General features: G+C 70.5%; 16 protein-coding genes, 1 tRNA gene and 1 pseudogene. 12 read left to right on the top strand and 6 right to left on the bottom strand.

What is annotated here, in order from left to right:
- Positions 1–537: GOLPH3/VPS74 family protein (locus tag ACLL9L_RS13805; protein ID WP_411285233.1), on the bottom strand; the 537-nt coding region annotated here is incomplete at its 3' end.
- Positions 538–573: 36 nt separating this feature from the next.
- Positions 574–1,257 carry a GOLPH3/VPS74 family protein gene (locus ACLL9L_RS13800; protein ID WP_411285232.1) on the bottom strand — a complete coding sequence of 228 codons (684 nt, stop codon included), beginning with the start codon at positions 1,255–1,257 and terminating at the stop codon, positions 574–576.
- A 58-nt stretch (positions 1,258–1,315) separates the two neighbouring features.
- Here ACLL9L_RS13800 and metG point away from each other — a divergent pair, with 58 nt between their 5' ends.
- The 6 genes from metG to ACLL9L_RS13770 all read left to right on the top strand — a co-directional run bounded on the left by metG (position 1,316) and on the right by ACLL9L_RS13770 (position 9,207).
- A complete protein-coding gene (metG, locus tag ACLL9L_RS13795) occupies positions 1,316–3,133 on the top strand; it encodes a methionine--tRNA ligase (protein WP_411285231.1) in 1,818 nt (605 codons plus the stop codon).
- Position 3,134: 1 nt separating this feature from the next.
- Positions 3,135–3,986 carry a TatD family hydrolase gene (locus ACLL9L_RS13790; RefSeq protein ID WP_411285230.1) on the top strand — a complete coding sequence of 284 codons (852 nt, stop codon included), beginning with the start codon at positions 3,135–3,137 and terminating at the stop codon, positions 3,984–3,986.
- Between the two features lie 234 nt (positions 3,987–4,220).
- Complete coding sequence (locus ACLL9L_RS13785) at positions 4,221–5,384, top strand: ubiquitin-like domain-containing protein (protein WP_411285229.1); 1,164 nt, start codon at positions 4,221–4,223, stop codon at positions 5,382–5,384.
- Positions 5,385–5,494: 110 nt separating this feature from the next.
- Positions 5,495–6,418 (top strand): 16S rRNA (adenine(1518)-N(6)/adenine(1519)-N(6))-dimethyltransferase RsmA, encoded by a 924-nt coding sequence (gene rsmA, locus ACLL9L_RS13780; RefSeq protein ID WP_411285228.1) that lies wholly within the window; start codon positions 5,495–5,497, stop codon positions 6,416–6,418.
- A gap of 9 nt (positions 6,419–6,427) precedes the next feature.
- Positions 6,428–7,363, top strand: coding sequence for a 4-(cytidine 5'-diphospho)-2-C-methyl-D-erythritol kinase (locus ACLL9L_RS13775; protein ID WP_411285227.1), 936 nt, complete (start codon positions 6,428–6,430; stop codon positions 7,361–7,363).
- A complete protein-coding gene (locus ACLL9L_RS13770; RefSeq protein WP_411285226.1) occupies positions 7,363–9,207 on the top strand; it encodes an ABC-F family ATP-binding cassette domain-containing protein in 1,845 nt (614 codons plus the stop codon). Before ACLL9L_RS13775 ends, ACLL9L_RS13770 begins: the two co-directional genes overlap by 1 nt.
- A 42-nt stretch (positions 9,208–9,249) precedes the next feature.
- On the opposite strand, the gene ACLL9L_RS13765 is transcribed toward ACLL9L_RS13770, so the two are convergent.
- The 3 genes from ACLL9L_RS13765 to ACLL9L_RS13755 are packed head-to-tail and all read right to left on the bottom strand — an operon-like array spanning position 9,250 to position 11,242.
- Positions 9,250–9,750, bottom strand: coding sequence for a MarR family winged helix-turn-helix transcriptional regulator (locus ACLL9L_RS13765; RefSeq protein ID WP_411285225.1), 501 nt, complete (start codon positions 9,748–9,750; stop codon positions 9,250–9,252).
- A 48-nt stretch (positions 9,751–9,798) separates the two neighbouring features.
- The gene (locus ACLL9L_RS13760; RefSeq protein WP_411285224.1) at positions 9,799–10,584 is read right to left on the bottom strand and encodes a hypothetical protein; all 786 of its coding nucleotides are present in this window, start codon (positions 10,582–10,584) and stop codon (positions 9,799–9,801) included.
- A 58-nt stretch (positions 10,585–10,642) separates the two neighbouring features.
- On the bottom strand, positions 10,643–11,242 hold the full coding sequence (locus tag ACLL9L_RS13755; RefSeq protein ID WP_411285234.1) for a TetR family transcriptional regulator: 600 nt from the start codon (positions 11,240–11,242) through the stop codon (positions 10,643–10,645).
- 133 nt (positions 11,243–11,375) lie between these two features.
- Here ACLL9L_RS13755 and ACLL9L_RS13750 point away from each other — a divergent pair.
- From ACLL9L_RS13750 to ACLL9L_RS13735, 4 genes are all read left to right on the top strand, one after another.
- A tRNA-Gln gene (locus ACLL9L_RS13750) sits at positions 11,376–11,454 on the top strand.
- A 251-nt stretch (positions 11,455–11,705) separates the two neighbouring features.
- Positions 11,706–13,178, top strand: coding sequence for a bifunctional UDP-N-acetylglucosamine diphosphorylase/glucosamine-1-phosphate N-acetyltransferase GlmU (gene glmU, locus ACLL9L_RS13745; protein WP_411285223.1), 1,473 nt, complete (start codon positions 11,706–11,708; stop codon positions 13,176–13,178).
- Positions 13,175–14,155, top strand: a complete 981-nt coding sequence (locus ACLL9L_RS13740) for a ribose-phosphate diphosphokinase (RefSeq protein ID WP_411285222.1) — start codon at positions 13,175–13,177, stop codon at positions 14,153–14,155. The genes glmU and ACLL9L_RS13740 overlap by 4 nt, the downstream gene beginning before the upstream one ends.
- A gap of 141 nt (positions 14,156–14,296) precedes the next feature.
- Positions 14,297–15,256, top strand: a complete 960-nt coding sequence (locus tag ACLL9L_RS13735) for an EamA family transporter (RefSeq protein ID WP_411285221.1) — start codon at positions 14,297–14,299, stop codon at positions 15,254–15,256.
- Positions 15,257–15,262: 6 nt separating this feature from the next.
- On the opposite strand, the gene ACLL9L_RS13730 is transcribed toward ACLL9L_RS13735, so the two are convergent.
- Positions 15,263–16,141: a hypothetical protein gene (locus ACLL9L_RS13730; protein ID WP_411285220.1), complete on the bottom strand. Its 879-nt coding sequence runs from the start codon at positions 16,139–16,141 to the stop codon at positions 15,263–15,265.
- A gap of 248 nt (positions 16,142–16,389) precedes the next feature.
- Between ACLL9L_RS13730 and ACLL9L_RS13725 the strand changes: the two genes are divergently transcribed.
- Complete coding sequence (locus ACLL9L_RS13725; RefSeq protein ID WP_411285219.1) at positions 16,390–17,073, top strand: 50S ribosomal protein L25/general stress protein Ctc; 684 nt, start codon at positions 16,390–16,392, stop codon at positions 17,071–17,073.
- Positions 17,074–17,115: 42 nt separating this feature from the next.
- A pseudogene (locus ACLL9L_RS13720) lies at positions 17,116–17,395 on the top strand (hypothetical protein); the annotation flags it as partial.

Raw genomic sequence — 17,395 nt, 5'->3', positions numbered from 1 at the left:
CTGGGCGTGGTCGATCCCCGAGAGCAGCGAGATGATGACCGAGGTGCGCTCGTCGGGGCTCAGGCCCTGGATCAGGACACCCTGCAGCTTCTCCTTGACCGCGGCCTCGTGCGTCCGCTCGATCGCCGGCCAGGTCGTGCGCGGGAAGAGCCCCCACACCTTGTCCTCGACCGGCCGGACGAGCTCGCGCTGGCCGAGCCGCTCCAGCAGGACGTCCTTGGTTCCCTTGCCCAGCCGGTTGATGAGGTCCGCGGCATAGCGCGGCATCTCGCCGATGGTGGCGAGTGCCGCCGCGAGCAACGGGTCGTCGAGGGGCGGGCCGTCGAGGACTGACACCTTCGACGTACTCCACCCGACCTTCGACATGCCCCGCCTCCACAGGCCAGGCTTCTCGGGCATGTCGATCCGCTCCATCATGGCGAGCTCGATGAGCAGCGCACCGCCCAGTAGTGGCCGGATCTTGGTGGAGGCGGCGGCCCTGCCGGACTCGTCGTCGAGCAGGAGCAGCAACAGGTCTTCAGCGATCAGCGTCGTCACGGACGCCACGCTAGTGGTCGTCCGCGGCCGATCCGGTCAGCTGCCGCCCGCGGTGGCCGCGACCGAGGTGGCGACGATGGCGGCCGTCATCGCAGCCTGGGCTGCGGCGACGGCGTCCTTGACGGCCGTTGCCGCCCATGCGCCATCCGCGATGTGCCTGGCCCGCCGTCTGACCTCGCCGGCCGGCAGGTCGCCGCGATCGACCACCTTGTGCGCGTGGTCGACAGCCGACAGGAGCGCCACCAGTGCTGACGTGCGCTCGTCGGGCGTCAGTCCCAGGACCAGTGCTGCCTGAAGCTTCTCGCGGACCCCAGCCTCGTGCAGACGATCCGACGCGGGCCAGGTCGTGTGGGGGAAGAGTCCGAACACCTTGCCCTTGACGGGGTGGACGAGGCCGCGTTCGGTGAGTCGCGCGAGCAGGACGTCCTTCGTGCCCTTCCCGAGCCGGTTGACGAGATCCTGGGCGCCGCGCGGCTTCTCTGCGATCGTGCTGACGGCCATGTCGAGGAGCGGCTCGTCGAGAGGCGGACCGGGGTGGACCGTCACTTTCGACGTACTCCAGACACTCGTCCGCGCGACCACCTCGATCCGCTCCGCCAGCGCGAGCTCGATCAGCAGCGCGCCGCCCAACAGCGGTCGGATCTTGTCGGAGGCGGCGAGCTTGCCGGACTCGTCGTCGAGTAGGAGCAGCAGCAGGTCCTCCGCGATCAGGGTCTCCACGGACGCCACGCTAGCCACTGGTGAAACCGGGTGGCCAGCGCTCACTAGGATTCCCCGCATGACCCATGTCCTCTCCGCAGTTGCCTGGCCGTATGCCAACGGCCCGCGCCACATCGGCCACGTGGCCGGTTTCGGTGTGCCCTCCGACGTCTTCAGTCGGTTCATGCGGATGGCCGGTCACGACGTGCTCATGGTCTCGGGCACCGACGAGCACGGCACCCCGATCCTCGTCCAGGCCGACAAGGAGGGCGTCACCCCGCGGGCGCTCGCCGACCGGTTCAACGCCGTCATCGCCGCGGACCTCACCGACCTCGGGCTCGCCTACGACCTCTTCACCCGCACGACCACGCTCAACCACTACGCCGTCGCGCAGGAGCTGTTCACCGGTGACTGGCGCAACGGCTACATGATCGAGCAGACCACCCGCGGCGCGATCAGCCCCTCCACCGGTCGCACCCTGCCGGACCGCTACATCGAGGGCACCTGCCCGATCTGTGGTTACGGCGAGGCGCGCGGCGACCAGTGCGACAACTGCGGCAACCAGCTCGACGCCACGGAGCTGATCAACCCCCGGTCCAGGATCAACGGTGAGACACCGGAGTTCGTGGAGACGCAGCACTTCTTCCTCGACCTGCCGGCGCTGGCCGACGCGATCGGGGAGTGGCTCGCCGGGCGCGAGGCCTCGGGCACGTGGCGCCCCAACGTCATCAACTTCTCCAGGAACCTCCTTGCCGACGTGCGCCCACGGGCCATGACGCGCGACCTCGACTGGGGCATCCCCGTCCCGATCGACGGCTGGCGCGACCAGCCGACCAAGCGGTTCTACGTCTGGTTCGACGCCGTCGTCGGCTACCTCTCCGCCTCCATCGAGTGGGCCCGGCGGGTCGGCGAGCCCGAGCGGTGGCGCGAGTGGTGGAACGACCCGGAGGCCCTCAGCTACTACTTCCAGGGCAAGGACAACATCACCTTCCACGCCCAGGTCTGGCCGGCCGAGCTCCTCGCGTATGCCGGGAAGGGCGCCCGGGGCGGTGAGCCGGGGGTCTACGGCGTGCTCAACCTGCCCACCGAGGTCGTCGCCTCCGAGTTCATGACAATGGAGGGCAAGCAGCTCTCCACCTCGCGCGGGCACGTGATCTACGTGCGTGACGTCCTCGACCGATACGGCCCGGATCCGTTGCGCTACTTCATCTGTGCGGCCGGGCCGGAGAACCAGGACAGCGACTTCACCTGGGCCGAGTTCATCCAGCGCAACAACTCCGAGCTCGTCGCCGGCTGGGGCAACCTCGTCAACCGGACCGCGACGATGATCCACAAGAGCTTCGGCCAGATCCCGCCTCGTGGCCCCCTGGAGCCCGTCGACGAGGCGCTCCTCGCGACCGTGCGAGCGGGGTTCGAGACCGTGGGAGCACTCATCGGGCGGCACCGCCAGAAGAACGCCATCGCCGAGGTGATGCGGATCGTCGGTGAGGCGAATCGCTATGTCTCCGAGACGGAACCGTTCAAGCTCAAGAACGCCGACCAGCGCGAGCGGTTGGGGACCGTGCTGCACGTCCTGGCCCAGGCGGTCAGCGACCTCAACACGCTGATGTCACCGTTCCTGCCGCACAGCTCCAACTCCGTCCACCTCGTGATGGGCGGGTCCGGCGAGTTCGTCCCGATGCCCCGGCTCGAGCAGGTCGAGGACCTTGACGGTGGGCCCGGATACCCGGTCATCACCGGCGACTACTCGGCGACCCCCACGTGGGAGTCGCGGCCCGTCGTGGTCGGGACCCCGATCGCCAAGCCGGTCCCCGTCTTCGTCAAGTTCGACCCGTCGGTCGTCCAGGAGGAGATCGACCGGTTGGCCGCTCCGGACAGCTCGGCGGCGCAGGGTTGAGATGAGCCCTCACACCTCGTCACGGGACAAGCCCGCTGCCCCGGCTCCGCTGCCGATCGCGGTCGTCGACAACCACCTTCACCTCGACATCGCCCGCGACGGCGAGCAGGCGCCCGACGTCGCGGCGGCCATCGCCGAGGCGGCGGCCGTCGGCGTGACCCGGCTGGTGCAGATCGGCTGCGACCTGCCCGCGGCGCGGTTCACCGTCGAGGCGATCGACCGGCATACTGCCCTGTTGGGGGGAGTAGCGTTGCATCCCAACGAGATTCCCCGACTGAAGGTCCAGGGCGACCTCGACTCCGCCCTCGCCGAGATCGAGGCCCTCGCGGCCCACCCGCGGGTGCGGGTCGTCGGCGAGACCGGGCTCGACTACTTCCGCACCGGGCCAGAGGGTGTCCCGGCGCAGCAGGAGGCCTTCCGCTGGCACATCGACCTCGCCAAGCGCACCGGCAAGGCCCTGCAGATCCACGACCGGGACGCCCACGAGGACGTGCTGCGGATCCTTGAGGAGGAGGGGAGCCCCGAACGCACTGTCCTGCACTGCTTCTCGGGCGACGTCGCGATGGCGCGGCTCGCGGTCGAGCGGGGTCTGATGCTCTCCTTCTCCGGCACCGTCACCTTCAAGAACGCGGCCGGCCTGCGCAACGCCCTGGCGGTGACCCCGATCGAGCACCTGCTCGTCGAGACCGACGCGCCCTACCTCACGCCGACCCCGCACCGGGGGGCGACGAACGCGTCCTACCTCGTGCCGCTGACCGTCCGGGCGATGGCCGACGTCCTCAACCTCGACGTGCCGACGCTGTGCCTGGCCCTCACCGCGAACTCCGAACGGGTCTACGGCAGCTGGTCCTGATCCTCGTGAGCGCCCACCCGACCTCAGCCGCTGCTGGCTCACCGGTCCGTTACCAAAACTTGACCTTGACCGGTGGGTCGTGGACAGTGGTGCGCTGTTGGCCGGTGCGGAGACCGCGGGTCGGCTGTGCAGGGGGCGTGGATGATCCTCTCGACGGAGCTGTCGAGGACCGGTCACGGTGCCCCTCGCCACGCCGAACCCCCGACTCCACCCGGGACGTCCCAGGTTTGGAGCATGGTGATCTCACGCGCGATCCGGCATGCCGTGCAGGCCGGCGCCATCGCCGCCGTGGCGGTGGGCGGCGTCGGCTTCGCCCACTACGACAAGGCGGTCACCCTCTCCGTCGACGGACAGACCACCTCGGTGCACGTCCTGGGGAACACGGTCGGGGACCTGCTCGCCAAACAGGGCGTCACGGTGGGCGCCCACGACCTCGTCGTGCCGGCCACTGACCAGCCGCTCGACGACGGCGAGACGGTGGTCGTGCGCTACCGGCGCCAGCTGAGCGTCACGACCGACGGCAGGACGAGCGACTACTCCACGACGGCCGGCACCGTCGGGAGCGCGCTCGCGGAGCTCGGCCTGCGTGCCGACGCCGCGAAGCTCTCCGTCTCGCGCTCCGAGCCGCTCGGCCGCGCGGGCCTGGCGATGACGATGACGAACCCGCGCAACGTCACCGTGACCGTCGACGGCACAGCACTGCCCAAGGCCACCACGGTCGCCACGGTGTCCGATGTCCTGCAGCAGCTCGGGGTCACGCTCGGCCCGCTCGACCAGGTCCACCCGGCACCGGAGACGGCCGTCAGCGAGGGGCTGGCGATCGCCGTCAACCGCGTCGCCCAGAAGCAGTCCACGACGACGGAGACGCTCGCCTTCCAGACGACGACGCAGGACGACCGCACGCTGGCCGAGGGGACGACGAGGACCATGGCAGCGGGCGTCCCCGGTGAACGCGTCCACACCTACCAGGAGACCTGGGTCGACGGGGTGATGACCTCGCGTGTCGAGGCCCTCGCGACCGTCAGCCGGGCGCCGGTTGCCGAGGTGGTCGCGGTCGGGTCCAAGCCCGCCCCCGCACCGCAGGCTGCGGTGGCTCCGGCCGCCCCCGCTGGGGCCCAGCCGGCTGCCCCCGCGCCCTCCGGCGCCGGCCTCAACCTCGCCAACGCCGCGATGTGGGACCGGATCGCGGCCTGCGAGTCCACGGGCAACTGGCACATCAACAGCGGCAACGGCTATTCCGGCGGCCTGCAGTTCGACAGCGGCACCTGGCTCGGGGCCGGCGGCGGCGACTTCGCCAGCCGGGCCGACCTCGCCTCGCGCGAGCAGCAGATCACCGTGGCCAACCGCATCTACGCCACGCGGGGCCTGCAGCCGTGGGGCTGCGCCCACGCGGCCTGACGGACCCGGCACCACGTGCCGGCATCGGCGGCTCGAGGTCGGCGCCTGCCGTCCCTGCAGCCGCCTGCTGTCGTGGCAGCCGCCGGCGCGAGCCGACTACTGTTGCCGTCATGACCGACGGGGACGCGACGGACCCCGGGGCGGGGGCGCCTGACGGCCGACGTCGTTCCGGTCTGCTCTCCGCCTCACAGGTCCGCGAGCTCGCCTCCCGGCTCGGGATCCGCCCCACCAAGCACTGGGGCCAGAACTTCGTCGTTGACGCCAACACGGTGCGGCGGATCGTGCGACTCTCCGGGGTCGGCCCGCGGGACAGCGTCGTCGAGGTCGGCCCGGGGCTCGGCTCGCTGACCCTCGCCCTGCTGCCGGAGGTGGCCCACGTCTGCGCGGTCGAGGTCGACCCCGTCCTTGCGGCAGCCCTGCCCGACACGGTGGCGACCCACCAGCCCCAGCACTCAGCCCGCCTGAGCGTCGTCCAGGCGGATGCGCTCGCGCTCATGGAACTGCCCGACCCGCAACCCACGGCCCTCGTCGCGAACCTGCCCTACAACGTCTCCGTGCCCGTCGTCCTGTCCTTCCTCGAGCGCTTCCCCGGTCTCCAGCGCGTCCTCGTGATGGTCCAGCTCGAGGTGGCCGAGCGCCTGGCGGCCCACCCCGGCAACAGGACCTACGGCGTGCCGAGCCTCAAGGCCGCGTGGTACGCCGACGTCCGCCTGGCGGGCACCGTCCCGCGCAGCGTCTTCTGGCCCGTGCCCAATGTCGACTCCGGGCTCGTGGCCATGACCCGGCGTGAGCCGCCGGTGACGACCGCGAGCCGCGAGGACGTCTTCCGCTGCGTCGACGCCGCCTTCGCCCAACGACGCAAGACGCTGCGGGCCGCCTTGTCCGGCTGGGCCGGCTCGCCACCTGCCGCCGAGGCGGCGCTGCGGGCTGCGGGGGTCGACCCCAGCACCCGGGGTGAGCAGCTCGACATCGTCGCCTTCGCAGCCATCGCCGCGGCGCGGACGGGGATCGAGGCGGCCGCACGTGAGGCTTAGGGTGACGAGGTGACCTCCGCCGCGACCCTGCCCCGGTCGGTGACCGTCCGTGTCCCTGCGAAGGTCAACCTCGAGCTGCGGGTCGGCCCCCGCCGCGCCGACGGATTCCACGCCCTGTCGACGATCTACATGGCGGTCGGGCTCTTCGACGAGGTCACCGTGGCGCCTTCGGCCGAGTGGGAGGTCACGATCAGCGGGCCCTATGCCGAGCAGGTGCCCACCGACGCCACCAACCTGGCCGTCGTGGCGGCGCGGACCCTTGCAGAGGAGGTCGGCGTCCACGAGCCGGTTTCACTGCGGATCCACAAGGAGATCCCCGTCGCCGGCGGGATGGCCGGCGGCTCCGCCGACGCGGCGGCCGCGCTGGTGGCCTGCGACCACCTCTGGTCGTCGGGGATGGCCCGCGAAGAGCTCGTCCAGCTGGCGGCCGGGCTGGGCAGCGACGTCCCCTTCGCCCTGTCCGGCGGCATCGCCATGGGCTCCGGCCGGGGGGAGGCGCTGGCTCCCGTCCTCGCGCGGGGCACCTTCCACTGGGTCTTCGCCGTCAGCCAGACGGGCCTGTCCACCCCGGCGGTGTATGCCGAGTGCGACCGGCTGCGCAGCAACGCACCGATCGCAGCCCCCGAGCCGTCGTCGCAGATGATGACGGCGCTCCGCTCGGGTGATGCCGAGGCGGTCGGCCGGGCCCTGTCCAACGACCTGCAGGACGCCGCGGTCTCGCTGCAGCCCGGCCTGCGCGACGTCCTCGACGCCGGCCTGGAGTTCGGGGCACTCGGGGGCATCGTCTCCGGGTCCGGCCCGACCGTCGCCTTCCTCACGGCGTCACCCGAGATGGCACTCGACCTGTGCGTCTCCCTGACCGCCTCCGGTGTCGCGGGTGAGGTCAGGCGAGCCAAGGCCCCGGTCCACGGTGCCCAGGTCATCCCCGGACCGTCGCGCGTCTGATGGCCAATCTCGTTGCCCTCGAACGGGCCTGCGTCATCTTCGGCACGGTCAACGTGCTCGACGAGCTCTCGACGGGTGTCAACACCGGTCAGCGCATCGGTGTCGTCGGTCGCAACGGTGGTGGCAAGACGACCCTGCTGCGCGTCATCGCCGGCGAGCAGGGCCTCGACTCCGGACGGGTGACCCGTGGTGGTGGGGTCACCGTCGGCATGCTGAGCCAGGTGGACGCGCTCGACCCGGCGCACACGGTGCACCAGGCCGTCCTCGGCGACCTGCCCGAGCACGTGTGGGCGGGCGACCCGAGGATCCGCGACGTCCTCACCGGGCTGCTCGGCGGGATCGGCGCGGAGTCCGTCGGCGGTCTGGACGCGGTGATCGGGCCGATGTCCGGCGGCGAGCGACGCCGGCTGGCGCTGGCGCACCTCCTCGTGGCCGACCCCGACGTCCTGCTCCTCGACGAGCCGACCAACCACCTCGACGTCGAGGGCGTCGCCTGGCTCGCTGACCACATCGTCACGAAGCGGACCCGGCCCGACAGCGCCACGGTCGCGATCACCCACGACCGGTGGTTCCTCGACGCGATGGCCACCGTCACCTGGGAGGTCGCCGGCGGCACGGTCAGCGCGTTCGACGGAGGCTACGCGGCATACGTGCTCGCCAAGGCCGAGCGCGAGCGGATGTCCGCGGTCACCGCAGAGCGGCGCGACAACTTGCTCCGCAAGGAGCTCGCCTGGCTGCGCCGCGGCCCGCCGGCGCGCACCACCAAGCCGAAGTTCCGCATCGACGCGGCCAACGAGCTGATCGCCGACGAACCCCCGCCGCGCGATGACGTGTCGCTGGTGCGGTTCGCGACGACGCGCCTCGGCAAGGACGTCATCGACCTCATCGACGTCAGCGTGCAGCTCGGCGGTAGGACGCTGCTCGACCGCGTGACCTGGCGCCTCGCCCCGGGCGAGCGGGTCGGCATCGTCGGCGTCAACGGCTCAGGCAAGTCGACCCTGCTGCGCGCCTTCACCGGCGACGTGCCGATCACCTCCGGAAAGCGCAAGGTCGGCTCGACGGTGTCCGTCGCGTTCCTGACCCAGGAGGTCAGAGAGCTGGAGAAGTTCACCTCCTGGCGGGTCATCGAGGCCATCGAGGACGTCAAGAAGTTCACCATGCTCGGCGACAAAGAGGTCAGCGCGAGCCAGCTGGCCAAGCGCCTCGGCTTCACCGGCGGGCGGCAGCAGACCCGCGTCGGCGACCTGTCCGGTGGGGAGCGCCGCCGCCTCCAGCTGCTGCGGCTGCTCATGTCCGAGCCCAACGTCCTCATCCTCGACGAGCCGACCAACGACCTCGACATCGAGACCCTCACCTCGCTCGAGGATGTCCTCGACGGATGGGCCGGCACGCTGCTCGTCGTCTCCCACGACCGCTACCTTCTCGAGCGGGTCGCCGACCGCCAGGTCGCCCTGCTCGGCGACGGTGGGGTGCGCGACCTGCCGGGCGGGGTCGAGCAGTACCTCCAGCTCCTCACCGCTGCGCAGCAGGCGGGCGGCTCTGGTCGGCCGGCGATGGCCGGGGTGACGGTGGCCAGGAGCGGGGGCGCGGGTGCCGGGGTGAGCACCGTTCCTCCTCCGGCGGCGAGCTCGACGCAGCTGCGCGAGGCCAAGAAGGAGATGGGTCGGATCGAGCGGCAGCTGTCCAGGATCGCGACCCAGGAGGAGCGCCTCCACGCGGGGATGGTCGCCCAGGCCGCGGACCACGCCGCCGTACTGCGTCTCAACGACGCACTGCGAGCGCTGGTCGACGAGCGGGAGGAGCTCGAGCTCGCGTGGCTGAGTGCGGCCGAGATCGCCGGCTGACCCGTCGCCACCCGCGCCCCGGGCGCCCCGGCGGGCGGACCGTCAGCGGTCGAAGGGCTGGAGCAGCCCGCGCAGGGTGGCCGTCAGCTGGTCCCGCTCGGTCTCCGGGAGCTGGCTGAGCAGGTCGCGCTCCCGCGCGAGCAGGTCGGCCAGGGCGGCGTCGACGACCTCGCGACCCGAGGGCGTCAGGGCGACGATGACACCGCGGCGGTCACCGGGGTCGGGGCTGCGCTCGACGAAGCCGCGCAGCGCGAGCCGGTCCACGCGGTTGGTCATGGTGCCGGATGTGACGAGGGTCTGGGCGACGAGCTGCCCGGGGGATAGCTGGTAGGGGTTTCCGGATCGGCGCAGGGCCGAGAGGACGTCGAACTCCCAGCCGTCGAGACCGTGCTTGGCGAAGGCCGAGTTGCGCGCCCGGTCGAGGTGGCGGGCGAGGCGCGAGATGCGGGAGAGGACCTGCAGCGGCGCGGCGTCGAGGTCCGGCCGCTCGCGGTGCCAGGCGGCGACGATGCGGTCGACCTCGTCGCCCGGGGTTGCGGTCACTGTCAAAGTGTACGTGCCGTCAAGTATCTTCAGATCAAGATATGAAGGTCACGCCAGTCGGGTGCTGCGGCGCGCCGTCGGGAGCCTCCGGTCGCCGAGCCCAGGAGCCGTCCGCGGGCCGAGGCTCGCCTCGCGCAGCAGCTGGAACACCCGCGTGGTGACCTTGCCGGTCGGGAAGTCGGCCTCGCGCAGGAACAGCTGCTGCTGACCGGCCGCGATCAACCGCCGGAGGGCGCCGAGGTAGTCCAGTGCCAGCTGACGCTCTGCCAGCTGACTCCAGCCGATCACCTCGAGATGTGCATGGGCCAGAGCTGCCGCGCCGTCGCTCACGTAGAGGAAGTCGCCGCTCAGGGGGAGCCGCTGTCGAGCCAGGTCGATGCCCGACCGAAATCCGATATCACGCAGGACGGCTCTCGAGAAGTCATTGCCGTCGAAGGCGTTGCGGGTCCGTTCCAGCGGCCCGGCGTCCTCGGGCCAGGGCGTGCCGTTGAAGATGGCTTTGGTGATCCGCGCTCCGTCGAAGGTGCAGTCGACCACCTCGACGGCGAAGCACAGCCAGTCACGGATCGTCGCCCCGGTGAAGGTGCACCGCTCGAACCGGTAGTACCCGCCGGGCACCGGCCGCAGCTGCGCCCCATCGAACACGCAGTCGGTGTAGGACGACATCGTCATGCCGGCACCGAAGGCGGCCGACTCGCAGCGGAGCCGATCGAAGGTGCATGACTCGAAGTGGCATCCGGCCGAGGAGAACTGGCCCAGTCGCCGGTGACCGAAGTCGGCCCCGACGATGTGCTGGCCCTGCAGGACGATGCGCGGCAGCTTGGCGACGCTCATGTTGTCCACTTTGCCACGTGTCGCCCCGAGATGGGGTGGTTGACGCTGATCAGTGTGGTCAGCGCATCAGGAGGACGGTCGGCTTCGCCTCGAGGCCACTGAGTCCGTTCCACGCGAGGTTGACGAGGTGCGCTGCCACATCCGCCTTCTTGAACTTGCGGGAGTCGACCCACCACTGGCCGGTCAACGCCACCATCCCGACGAGCATCTGCGCATAGAGCGGTGCCGTCCTCGGGTCGAGCCCCCGCGCCTTGAACTCGGCCGCGAGGAGGTGCTCGACCTGGGAGGCCACATCACCGATGAGGCTGGCAAAGGACCCGGTGGACTGCCCCGCCGGCGAGTCGCGCACCAGGATCCGGAAGCCGTCCGTCGAGCCCTCGATGTAGTCGAGCAACGACAGTGCCGCCGCCTCCAGCAGGCCACGGGAGGTCGTCTCGGCGCTGAGCGCACTGGTGATCCCGTCGAGGAGGGTGCGGATCTCGCGGTCGACGACCACGGCATACAGCCCCTCCTTGCCCCCGAAGTGCTCATAGACGACCGGCTTGGACACACTGGCCTTGGCGGCGATCTCCTCGACCGTGGTGGCCTCGAAACCCTTCTCGGCAAACAGTCTGCGGCCGACCTCGATGAGCTGCTCCCGCCGTTGCTTGCCCGTCATCCGGGACCGGCTGGAGGTCTGGCCGGAGGGCTTGTCGCGAGTGGTCACCCGAGTCATTCTGCCCTCCCACCGGCGGTGCCGCCGGGAGCGTCGGGTCGACTACCCTTTGGGCGTCCGGCCCCTGGCGGGACGTTCCCCGGTTGGTCTGCTGGCAGGGCCCGCCTGACTTTGAATCAGGACTAGCGACGTAGGTTCGATTCCTACCCGGGGAGCCGATCTGCGGGGCGGGAGCGCACCTGAGGGTCGCTGTGCGTTGCTGAGACACCATGTCTCCGGTTGGTGCGTCACCACCCCTCCCCGGAGCTCACCGCGAACACGCGGCTGAAGCGACACCATGTCTCACCAACGCGCGCGGCGTCCCGACGGGGACGTCACCGGCTCCGGCCGAGCGCTAGCATGGCGGCGGTCGCGAGACGGGTTCCGTCGGCGGCCTGACCGTCCGAAAACGTGGGAGTCCCAGAGCGTGAGCGCACCTCGCCCGGCCGCCGTCATCGTCCTCGCCGCAGGGGAGGGCACCCGGATGAGGTCCCGTCGGCCGAAGGTCCTGCACACCATCGGTGGTCGCTCGCTGGTGGGCCACGCGATCGCCGCGGCCAGGGGCGTGCAGCCGGATCACCTCGCCGTGGTCGTGCGGCACGAACGGGCGCTCGTCGCCCAGCACGTCACCGAGGTCGACGCCGCCGCGGTGATCGCCGAGCAGGACGCCGTCAAGGGCACCGGCCGCGCCGTCGAGTGCGGCCTCGACGCCCTGCCTGCAGGCCTGACCGGGACCGTCCTCGTGACCTACGGCGACGTCCCCCTCCTGCGCTCCGAGACCCTCCTCGGCCTCATGGAGGTCCACACCGCCTCGGGCAGCGCGGCCACCGTCATCACGGCGTCGCTGGACGACCCGACCGGATACGGCAGGGTCCTGCGTGACGCAGACGGCGCCGTCGTCGGCATCGTCGAGCACAAGGACGCCACCGAACAGCAGAGGGGGATCACGGAGGTCAACTCCGGGCTCTACGCCTTCGACGTGACCCTGCTGAGGGACGCGCTCGCCGAGGTGGGCACCGACAACGTCCAGGGTGAGAAGTACCTCACCGATGTCCTGGGCATCGCCCGCGGACGGGGCCTGACCGTCAGCGCCCACCTCATCGCGGACCTGTGGCAGACCGAGGGCGTCAACGACAAGGTCCAGCTCGCCCGGCTCGGCGCCGAGCTCAACCGGCGCACCGTCGAGCAGGCGATGCGCGACGGGGCGATCGTCATCGACCCGGCCACGACGTGGATCGACGCCGACGTGACGATCGGCCAGGACACGATCATCCACCCCCACACCCAGATCCACGGCGCGAGCACGATTGGCGCCGACTGCACGATCGGCCCCGACACGACCCTGACCGACGTCGAGGTCGGCGACGGCGCCTCGGTGGTGCGCACCCAGGCGTTGCTGGCCGTGGTGGGAGCCGGCGCCAGCGTCGGACCGTTCTCCTACCTCCGACCCGGCACCGAGCTCGGCGCCGAGGGCAAGATCGGCGGCTTCGTCGAGACCAAGAACGCGCGGATCGCCGCCGGTGCCAAGGTCCCCCACCTGACCTATGCCGGTGACGTCACCATCGGCGAGGGGGCCAACATCGGGGCCGGCACGATCTTCGCCAACTACGACGGGGTGACCAAGTCGCCCACCGTCGTCGGGTCGCACAGCTTCGTCGGCAGCAACTCCGTCATTGTCGCGCCGGTCACGATCGGGGACGGTGCCTACGTTGCCGCGGGGTCCGCGGTGACCTCTGACGTCGGCCCGGGGGAGCTCGCGGTCACCAGAGCGAAGCAGCGCAACGTCGCGGGGTGGGTGGCCCGGCGTCGGGCCGGCACCGCCACCGCGACGGCGGCGGAGGCCGCGCTGGACGGTGCCGCACGGCATACCGACGGGCAAGAGGAAGGGGCGCGGTCATGACCGGCATCCTGAAGACGACCCAGAAGAACCTCATGGTGTTCTCGGGTCGAGCCCACCCGCAGCTGGCCCAGGAGGTGGCCGAGGGGCTCGGCACCGAGCTCGTCCCGACCTCCGCCTACGACTTCGCCAACGGCGAGATCTACGTGCGGTACGAGGAGTCGGTCCGTGGCTCGGACGCCTTCGTCATCCAGAGCCACACGGCGCCGATCAACGAGTGGATCATGGAGCAGCTGCTGATGATCGACGCTCTCAAGCGAGCGTCCGCCAAGCGGATCACCGTGGTCCTGCCGTTCTACGGCTACGCGCGCCAGGACAAGAAGCACCGCGGCCGAGAGCCGATCTCGGCCCGCCTCATGGCGGACCTCTTCAAGACCGCCGGCGCCGACCGGCTGATGGCCGTCGACCTGCACACCTCCCAGATCCAGGGCTTCTTCGACGGCCCCGTCGACCACCTCATGGCCCTGCCGATCCTCAGCGAGTACGTCGCCCAGAAGTACGGCGACCAGCAGCTCGCCGTCGTCTCGCCGGACGCCGGCCGGATCAGGGTGGCCGAGGAGTGGTCGAACCGGCTCGGGGGAGCGCCGCTCGCCTTCATCCACAAGACCCGGGACATCACCCGGCCTAACGAGACCGTCGCGAACCGGGTCGTCGGGCTCGTCAAGGGCCGGATCTGCGTCCTCGTGGACGACATGATCGACACCGGCGGCACGATCACCAAGGCGGCCGACGCCCTGATGGCAGACGGCGCCGCGGGCGTCATCATCGCGGCGACCCACGCGATCCTCTCGGGACCGGCCATCGACCGGCTGAAGAACTGCAGCGCCGTCGAGGTGATCGTCACCGACACCCTGCCGATCCCGCCGGACCGCGAGTTCGACAAGCTCACGGTCCTGTCCATCGCGCCGCTGCTCAGCATGGCGATCCGGGAGGTCTTCGAGGACGGGTCGGTGACGAGCCTCTTCGACGGGAAGGCCTGACAGCGAGGCGGTCAGTCGTCTCGGAGACCTGTCGCCCCCGGATGGCCAGAAGTCTCCGCCCTCCGGGCCCGCTATGGTCTGAGCGTCAGCGAGACCCATGACGCCAGCATCCTCGGGTGACGTCAGACCCCGGAGGCAGTGATGACCACGACGTCCAGGCCGCTGGCCGTGACGTCCCCGGCGCGCGGGCGTCGCGGGGCCGACCTCGGGCTCGTTGCCGCCCTGCTGTCCGCGGCCGCCTTCGGCACGTCGGGCCCCTTCGCCAAGGCGCTCCTGCAGACCGGCTGGAGCTCCGGGGCGATCGTCCTGCTGCGGGTCGGCGGCGCGGCGCTGATCCTGCTCGTCCCGGCCCTCCTCGCGAGTCGGGGCCGGTGGCACCTCGTGCGGGCCGACCTCGTGACGATCGGGCTCTATGGCCTCGTCGCCGTCGCCGGCTGCCAGGTCGCATACTTCAACGCCGTCCAGCACCTGTCCGTCGGGGTGGCGCTGCTGCTGGAGTACTGCGGCACCATCCTCGTCGTCCTCTGGATGTGGCTGCGCACCCGCCGCCCGCCGTCGCGCGTCACCTGGGCCGGCATCACGGTCGCCGTCGTCGGCCTGGCGTTCGTCCTCGACCTCGCGAGCCAGTCCCGACCGGATGCGACCGGGGTCCGCTGGGGCCTGCTCGCCGCGGTCGGCCTCGCCGTCTTCTTCGTCACCGCGGCGGGCAGCAGCACCTCACTGCCGCCCGTCGTCCTCGCGGCCTACGGCATGGCCACCGGGGCCGTGGTCCTCGTCGGCCTGGGGCTGACCCACGTGCTGCCGATGCAGTTCGCCACTGCGGACGTGGTCGTGGCGAGCCGGTCGGTGCCCTGGTGGGTCGCGATCGGCGAGCTGTCCGTGCTCGCCGCCGCCGCGGCATACCTGCTCGGCACCTTCGCAGCCCGCCGCCTCGGCTCGACGGTGGCGTCATTCGTCGGGCTGAGCGAGGTGCTCTTCGCCATCCTCTTCGCGTGGCTGCTGCTCGGTGAGCTGCCCCGGCCGGTCCAGATGGTGGGCGGCGTGCTCGTCGTCGCGGGAGTCGTCGGGGTGCGTGCGGGGGAGCTGCGCACCGACCGCTGAGCCTGCTCAGGCGCGGTGGGCTAGACGGACCACAGAGGAGGTGACGAGATCGACGATCTCAGGTTCTTCGGGTGTCAGTGCCACGACCTCGAACTGTCGACCGACCCGGCGGTAGAGACCCGCGCGCAGGGCGATACCCGCGACACGTGGGTTGTCCACGACGAGCAAGTGCCCGCCTTCAGGAAGGTCCGCGAGCAGCACGCAGAGTGCTCGGCAGATTTCCGTGTCGCTGAAGTAAAGACGCCGGAGCAGATTGCCCACCTTGATGACGTCGGGCGCCCTTCCGGGCCACGGCTCGAACACGTTGTGTGTGGCGTAGCTCACCCGCGGGTCGTTCTCGATGAGGTGTCGTGCCTCTGGATTGAGCAACAAGACGTCTTGACGGACGGCACCTACCCGGTGCTCCTTTCGGGTGGCCGGACTGCACACCAAACTTGCCAAGCGGGACAACTCAGGCCATGCGAGAAACCTCTTGCCGACGACAAGGATGCATTTGCCCGAGGTGTCAAACAAGAGCGTGTTGTGGCCCACCATTGCGCGCTGAACCACGAGAAACAGGTCCGCGATGACGTAGGACCCGAAGTCTTGGGGTAGTCGGTGGACAAGGTCAACGGAGGTCGACCCATCAGATGCCCCGATGTCCAAGATGTGTGCGCCACTGAGGTCTACATGGCGCAGCAAGAGGTCATCGGCCGCGCCGTGCCGTGACTTGCCGGTGATCTTGTATGTCCCGCCGACATGGATCGCCTTCATGGCGTTCCGGAAGGAAGCGGGTTCAGCGTCGTCCTCGAATACGACGCGTGGGTCATCCCAGACGAATCTCCTGAGCCAACTTTCCACGAGAGCCGGCCACTGGGATCGAAGGAGCCTCACTGCCAGTCGCATGCTGAGAGAGTAGGAGACCGTGAGGCCGCTTCTGGGCGATTTCCCGTATGCCGCGCCCCTCACCTACCATTGGCGGGTTGCCTCGGCGAGGGACGGAGCACGGCCGCCCAGCGGTGCTCGTCCGTGATCGACGCGGTGGTCGTCCTCCGGGGCCCGCCCACGTGTCGTCGTCCGTGCCGCGTCCCGCGCCGAGGCCCCGCCCCCAGGGCTCTGACGCCGCCCGTTTGCCTCAAGGAGAAGACGTACTCATGTCCGAGATCAAGCTCGTTGCCGAGACCCGCACCCAGTTCGGGAAGGGCGCCGCACGCAAGATCCGCCGCGACCACAAGATCCCCGCCGTCATCTACGGTCACGGCTCCGAGCCCGTGCACATCACCCTCCCGGGCCACGACACGATGATGGCGCTCAAGTCGGCCAACGCGCTGTTGAGCATCGAGATCGACGGCGAGACCCAGCTCGCCCTGGTCAAGGACATCCAGCGCGACGCGATCAAGCCGGTCATCGACCACGTGGACCTCGTCGTCGTCAGGCGTGGCGAGAAGGTGACGGTCGACGTCCAGATCCACACCGAGGGTGACGCCGCTCCCGAGACCGTCGTGACCGTCGACTCCCAGACGATCCAGCTCGAGGTCCTGGCGACCAACATCCCGCAGAACGTCGTCGTCTCCGTCGAGGGCCTCACGGCCGGGACGCAGATCCTCGCGTCCGCCGTCGAGCTGCCCGAGGGCGCCGAGCTGGTCACCGACCCCGAGACGCTCGTCGTCAACATCACGCAGCAGATCTCCGAGGAGGCCCTCGAGGCTGAGCTCGCCGAGGCCGAGGCAGAGGCCGGCATCGAGAAGGACGAGACCAACGAAGAGGCTGCCGAGGGTCAGGCTGGCGGTGACGCGGCCGAGGGCGACGGCGCCTCATCGGAGGACGACAAGGCCTGACCTGATCGCTGACCGGGGGCAGGCCCGGCATACTTGCCCCTCGTGGACACCTGGCTCGTCATCGGACTCGGCAACCCCGGTGCCACCTATGCCGGGAACCGTCACAACGTCGGCGCGATGGTTGCCGGGGAGCTCGCGGGCCGGCACGACGCGGGCCCTCTAGGGGTGTCGAGGGGCAGGGGCGGCCGGGGTGTGAAGAAGGCGCCGGTGGCGTCGTTCACGGTCCACAGGGCGCGGGCCTTGACGTGTGAGGTGCGCCTGGGGACCGCCCCCGGCGGGGGCCCCGGGCCCCGCGCGGTGCTGGCCGTCCCCACGACCTACA

The sequence above is a fragment of the Lapillicoccus sp. genome, assembly GCF_046595215.1.
Lineage (GTDB): Bacteria > Actinomycetota > Actinomycetes > Actinomycetales > Dermatophilaceae > Lapillicoccus.
The sequence above is the reverse complement of the archived record's forward strand: the minus strand, read 5'-3'. Positions and strand labels throughout refer to the sequence as shown.

Bases quoted from the DNA above. Each gene is read 5' to 3' on its own strand.
- ACLL9L_RS13785 (WP_411285229.1), top strand. From the start codon at position 4,221: ATGGTGATCTCACGCGCGATCCGGCATGCCGTGCAGGCCGGCGCCATC.
- ACLL9L_RS13790 (WP_411285230.1), top strand. From the start codon at position 3,135: ATGAGCCCTCACACCTCGTCACGGGACAAGCCCGCTGCCCCGGCTCCG.
- ACLL9L_RS13740 (WP_411285222.1), top strand. From the start codon at position 13,175: ATGACCGGCATCCTGAAGACGACCCAGAAGAACCTCATGGTGTTCTCG.
- metG (WP_411285231.1), top strand. From the start codon at position 1,316: ATGACCCATGTCCTCTCCGCAGTTGCCTGGCCGTATGCCAACGGCCCG.
- ACLL9L_RS13760 (WP_411285224.1), bottom strand. From the start codon at position 10,584: ATGAGCGTCGCCAAGCTGCCGCGCATCGTCCTGCAGGGCCAGCACATC.
- ACLL9L_RS13755 (WP_411285234.1), bottom strand. From the start codon at position 11,242: ATGACGGGCAAGCAACGGCGGGAGCAGCTCATCGAGGTCGGCCGCAGA.
- ACLL9L_RS13735 (WP_411285221.1), top strand. From the start codon at position 14,297: ATGACCACGACGTCCAGGCCGCTGGCCGTGACGTCCCCGGCGCGCGGG.
- ACLL9L_RS13730 (WP_411285220.1), bottom strand. From the start codon at position 16,141: ATGCGACTGGCAGTGAGGCTCCTTCGATCCCAGTGGCCGGCTCTCGTG.
- rsmA (WP_411285228.1), top strand. From the start codon at position 5,495: ATGACCGACGGGGACGCGACGGACCCCGGGGCGGGGGCGCCTGACGGC.
- ACLL9L_RS13770 (WP_411285226.1), top strand. From the start codon at position 7,363: ATGGCCAATCTCGTTGCCCTCGAACGGGCCTGCGTCATCTTCGGCACG.
- ACLL9L_RS13725 (WP_411285219.1), top strand. From the start codon at position 16,390: ATGTCCGAGATCAAGCTCGTTGCCGAGACCCGCACCCAGTTCGGGAAG.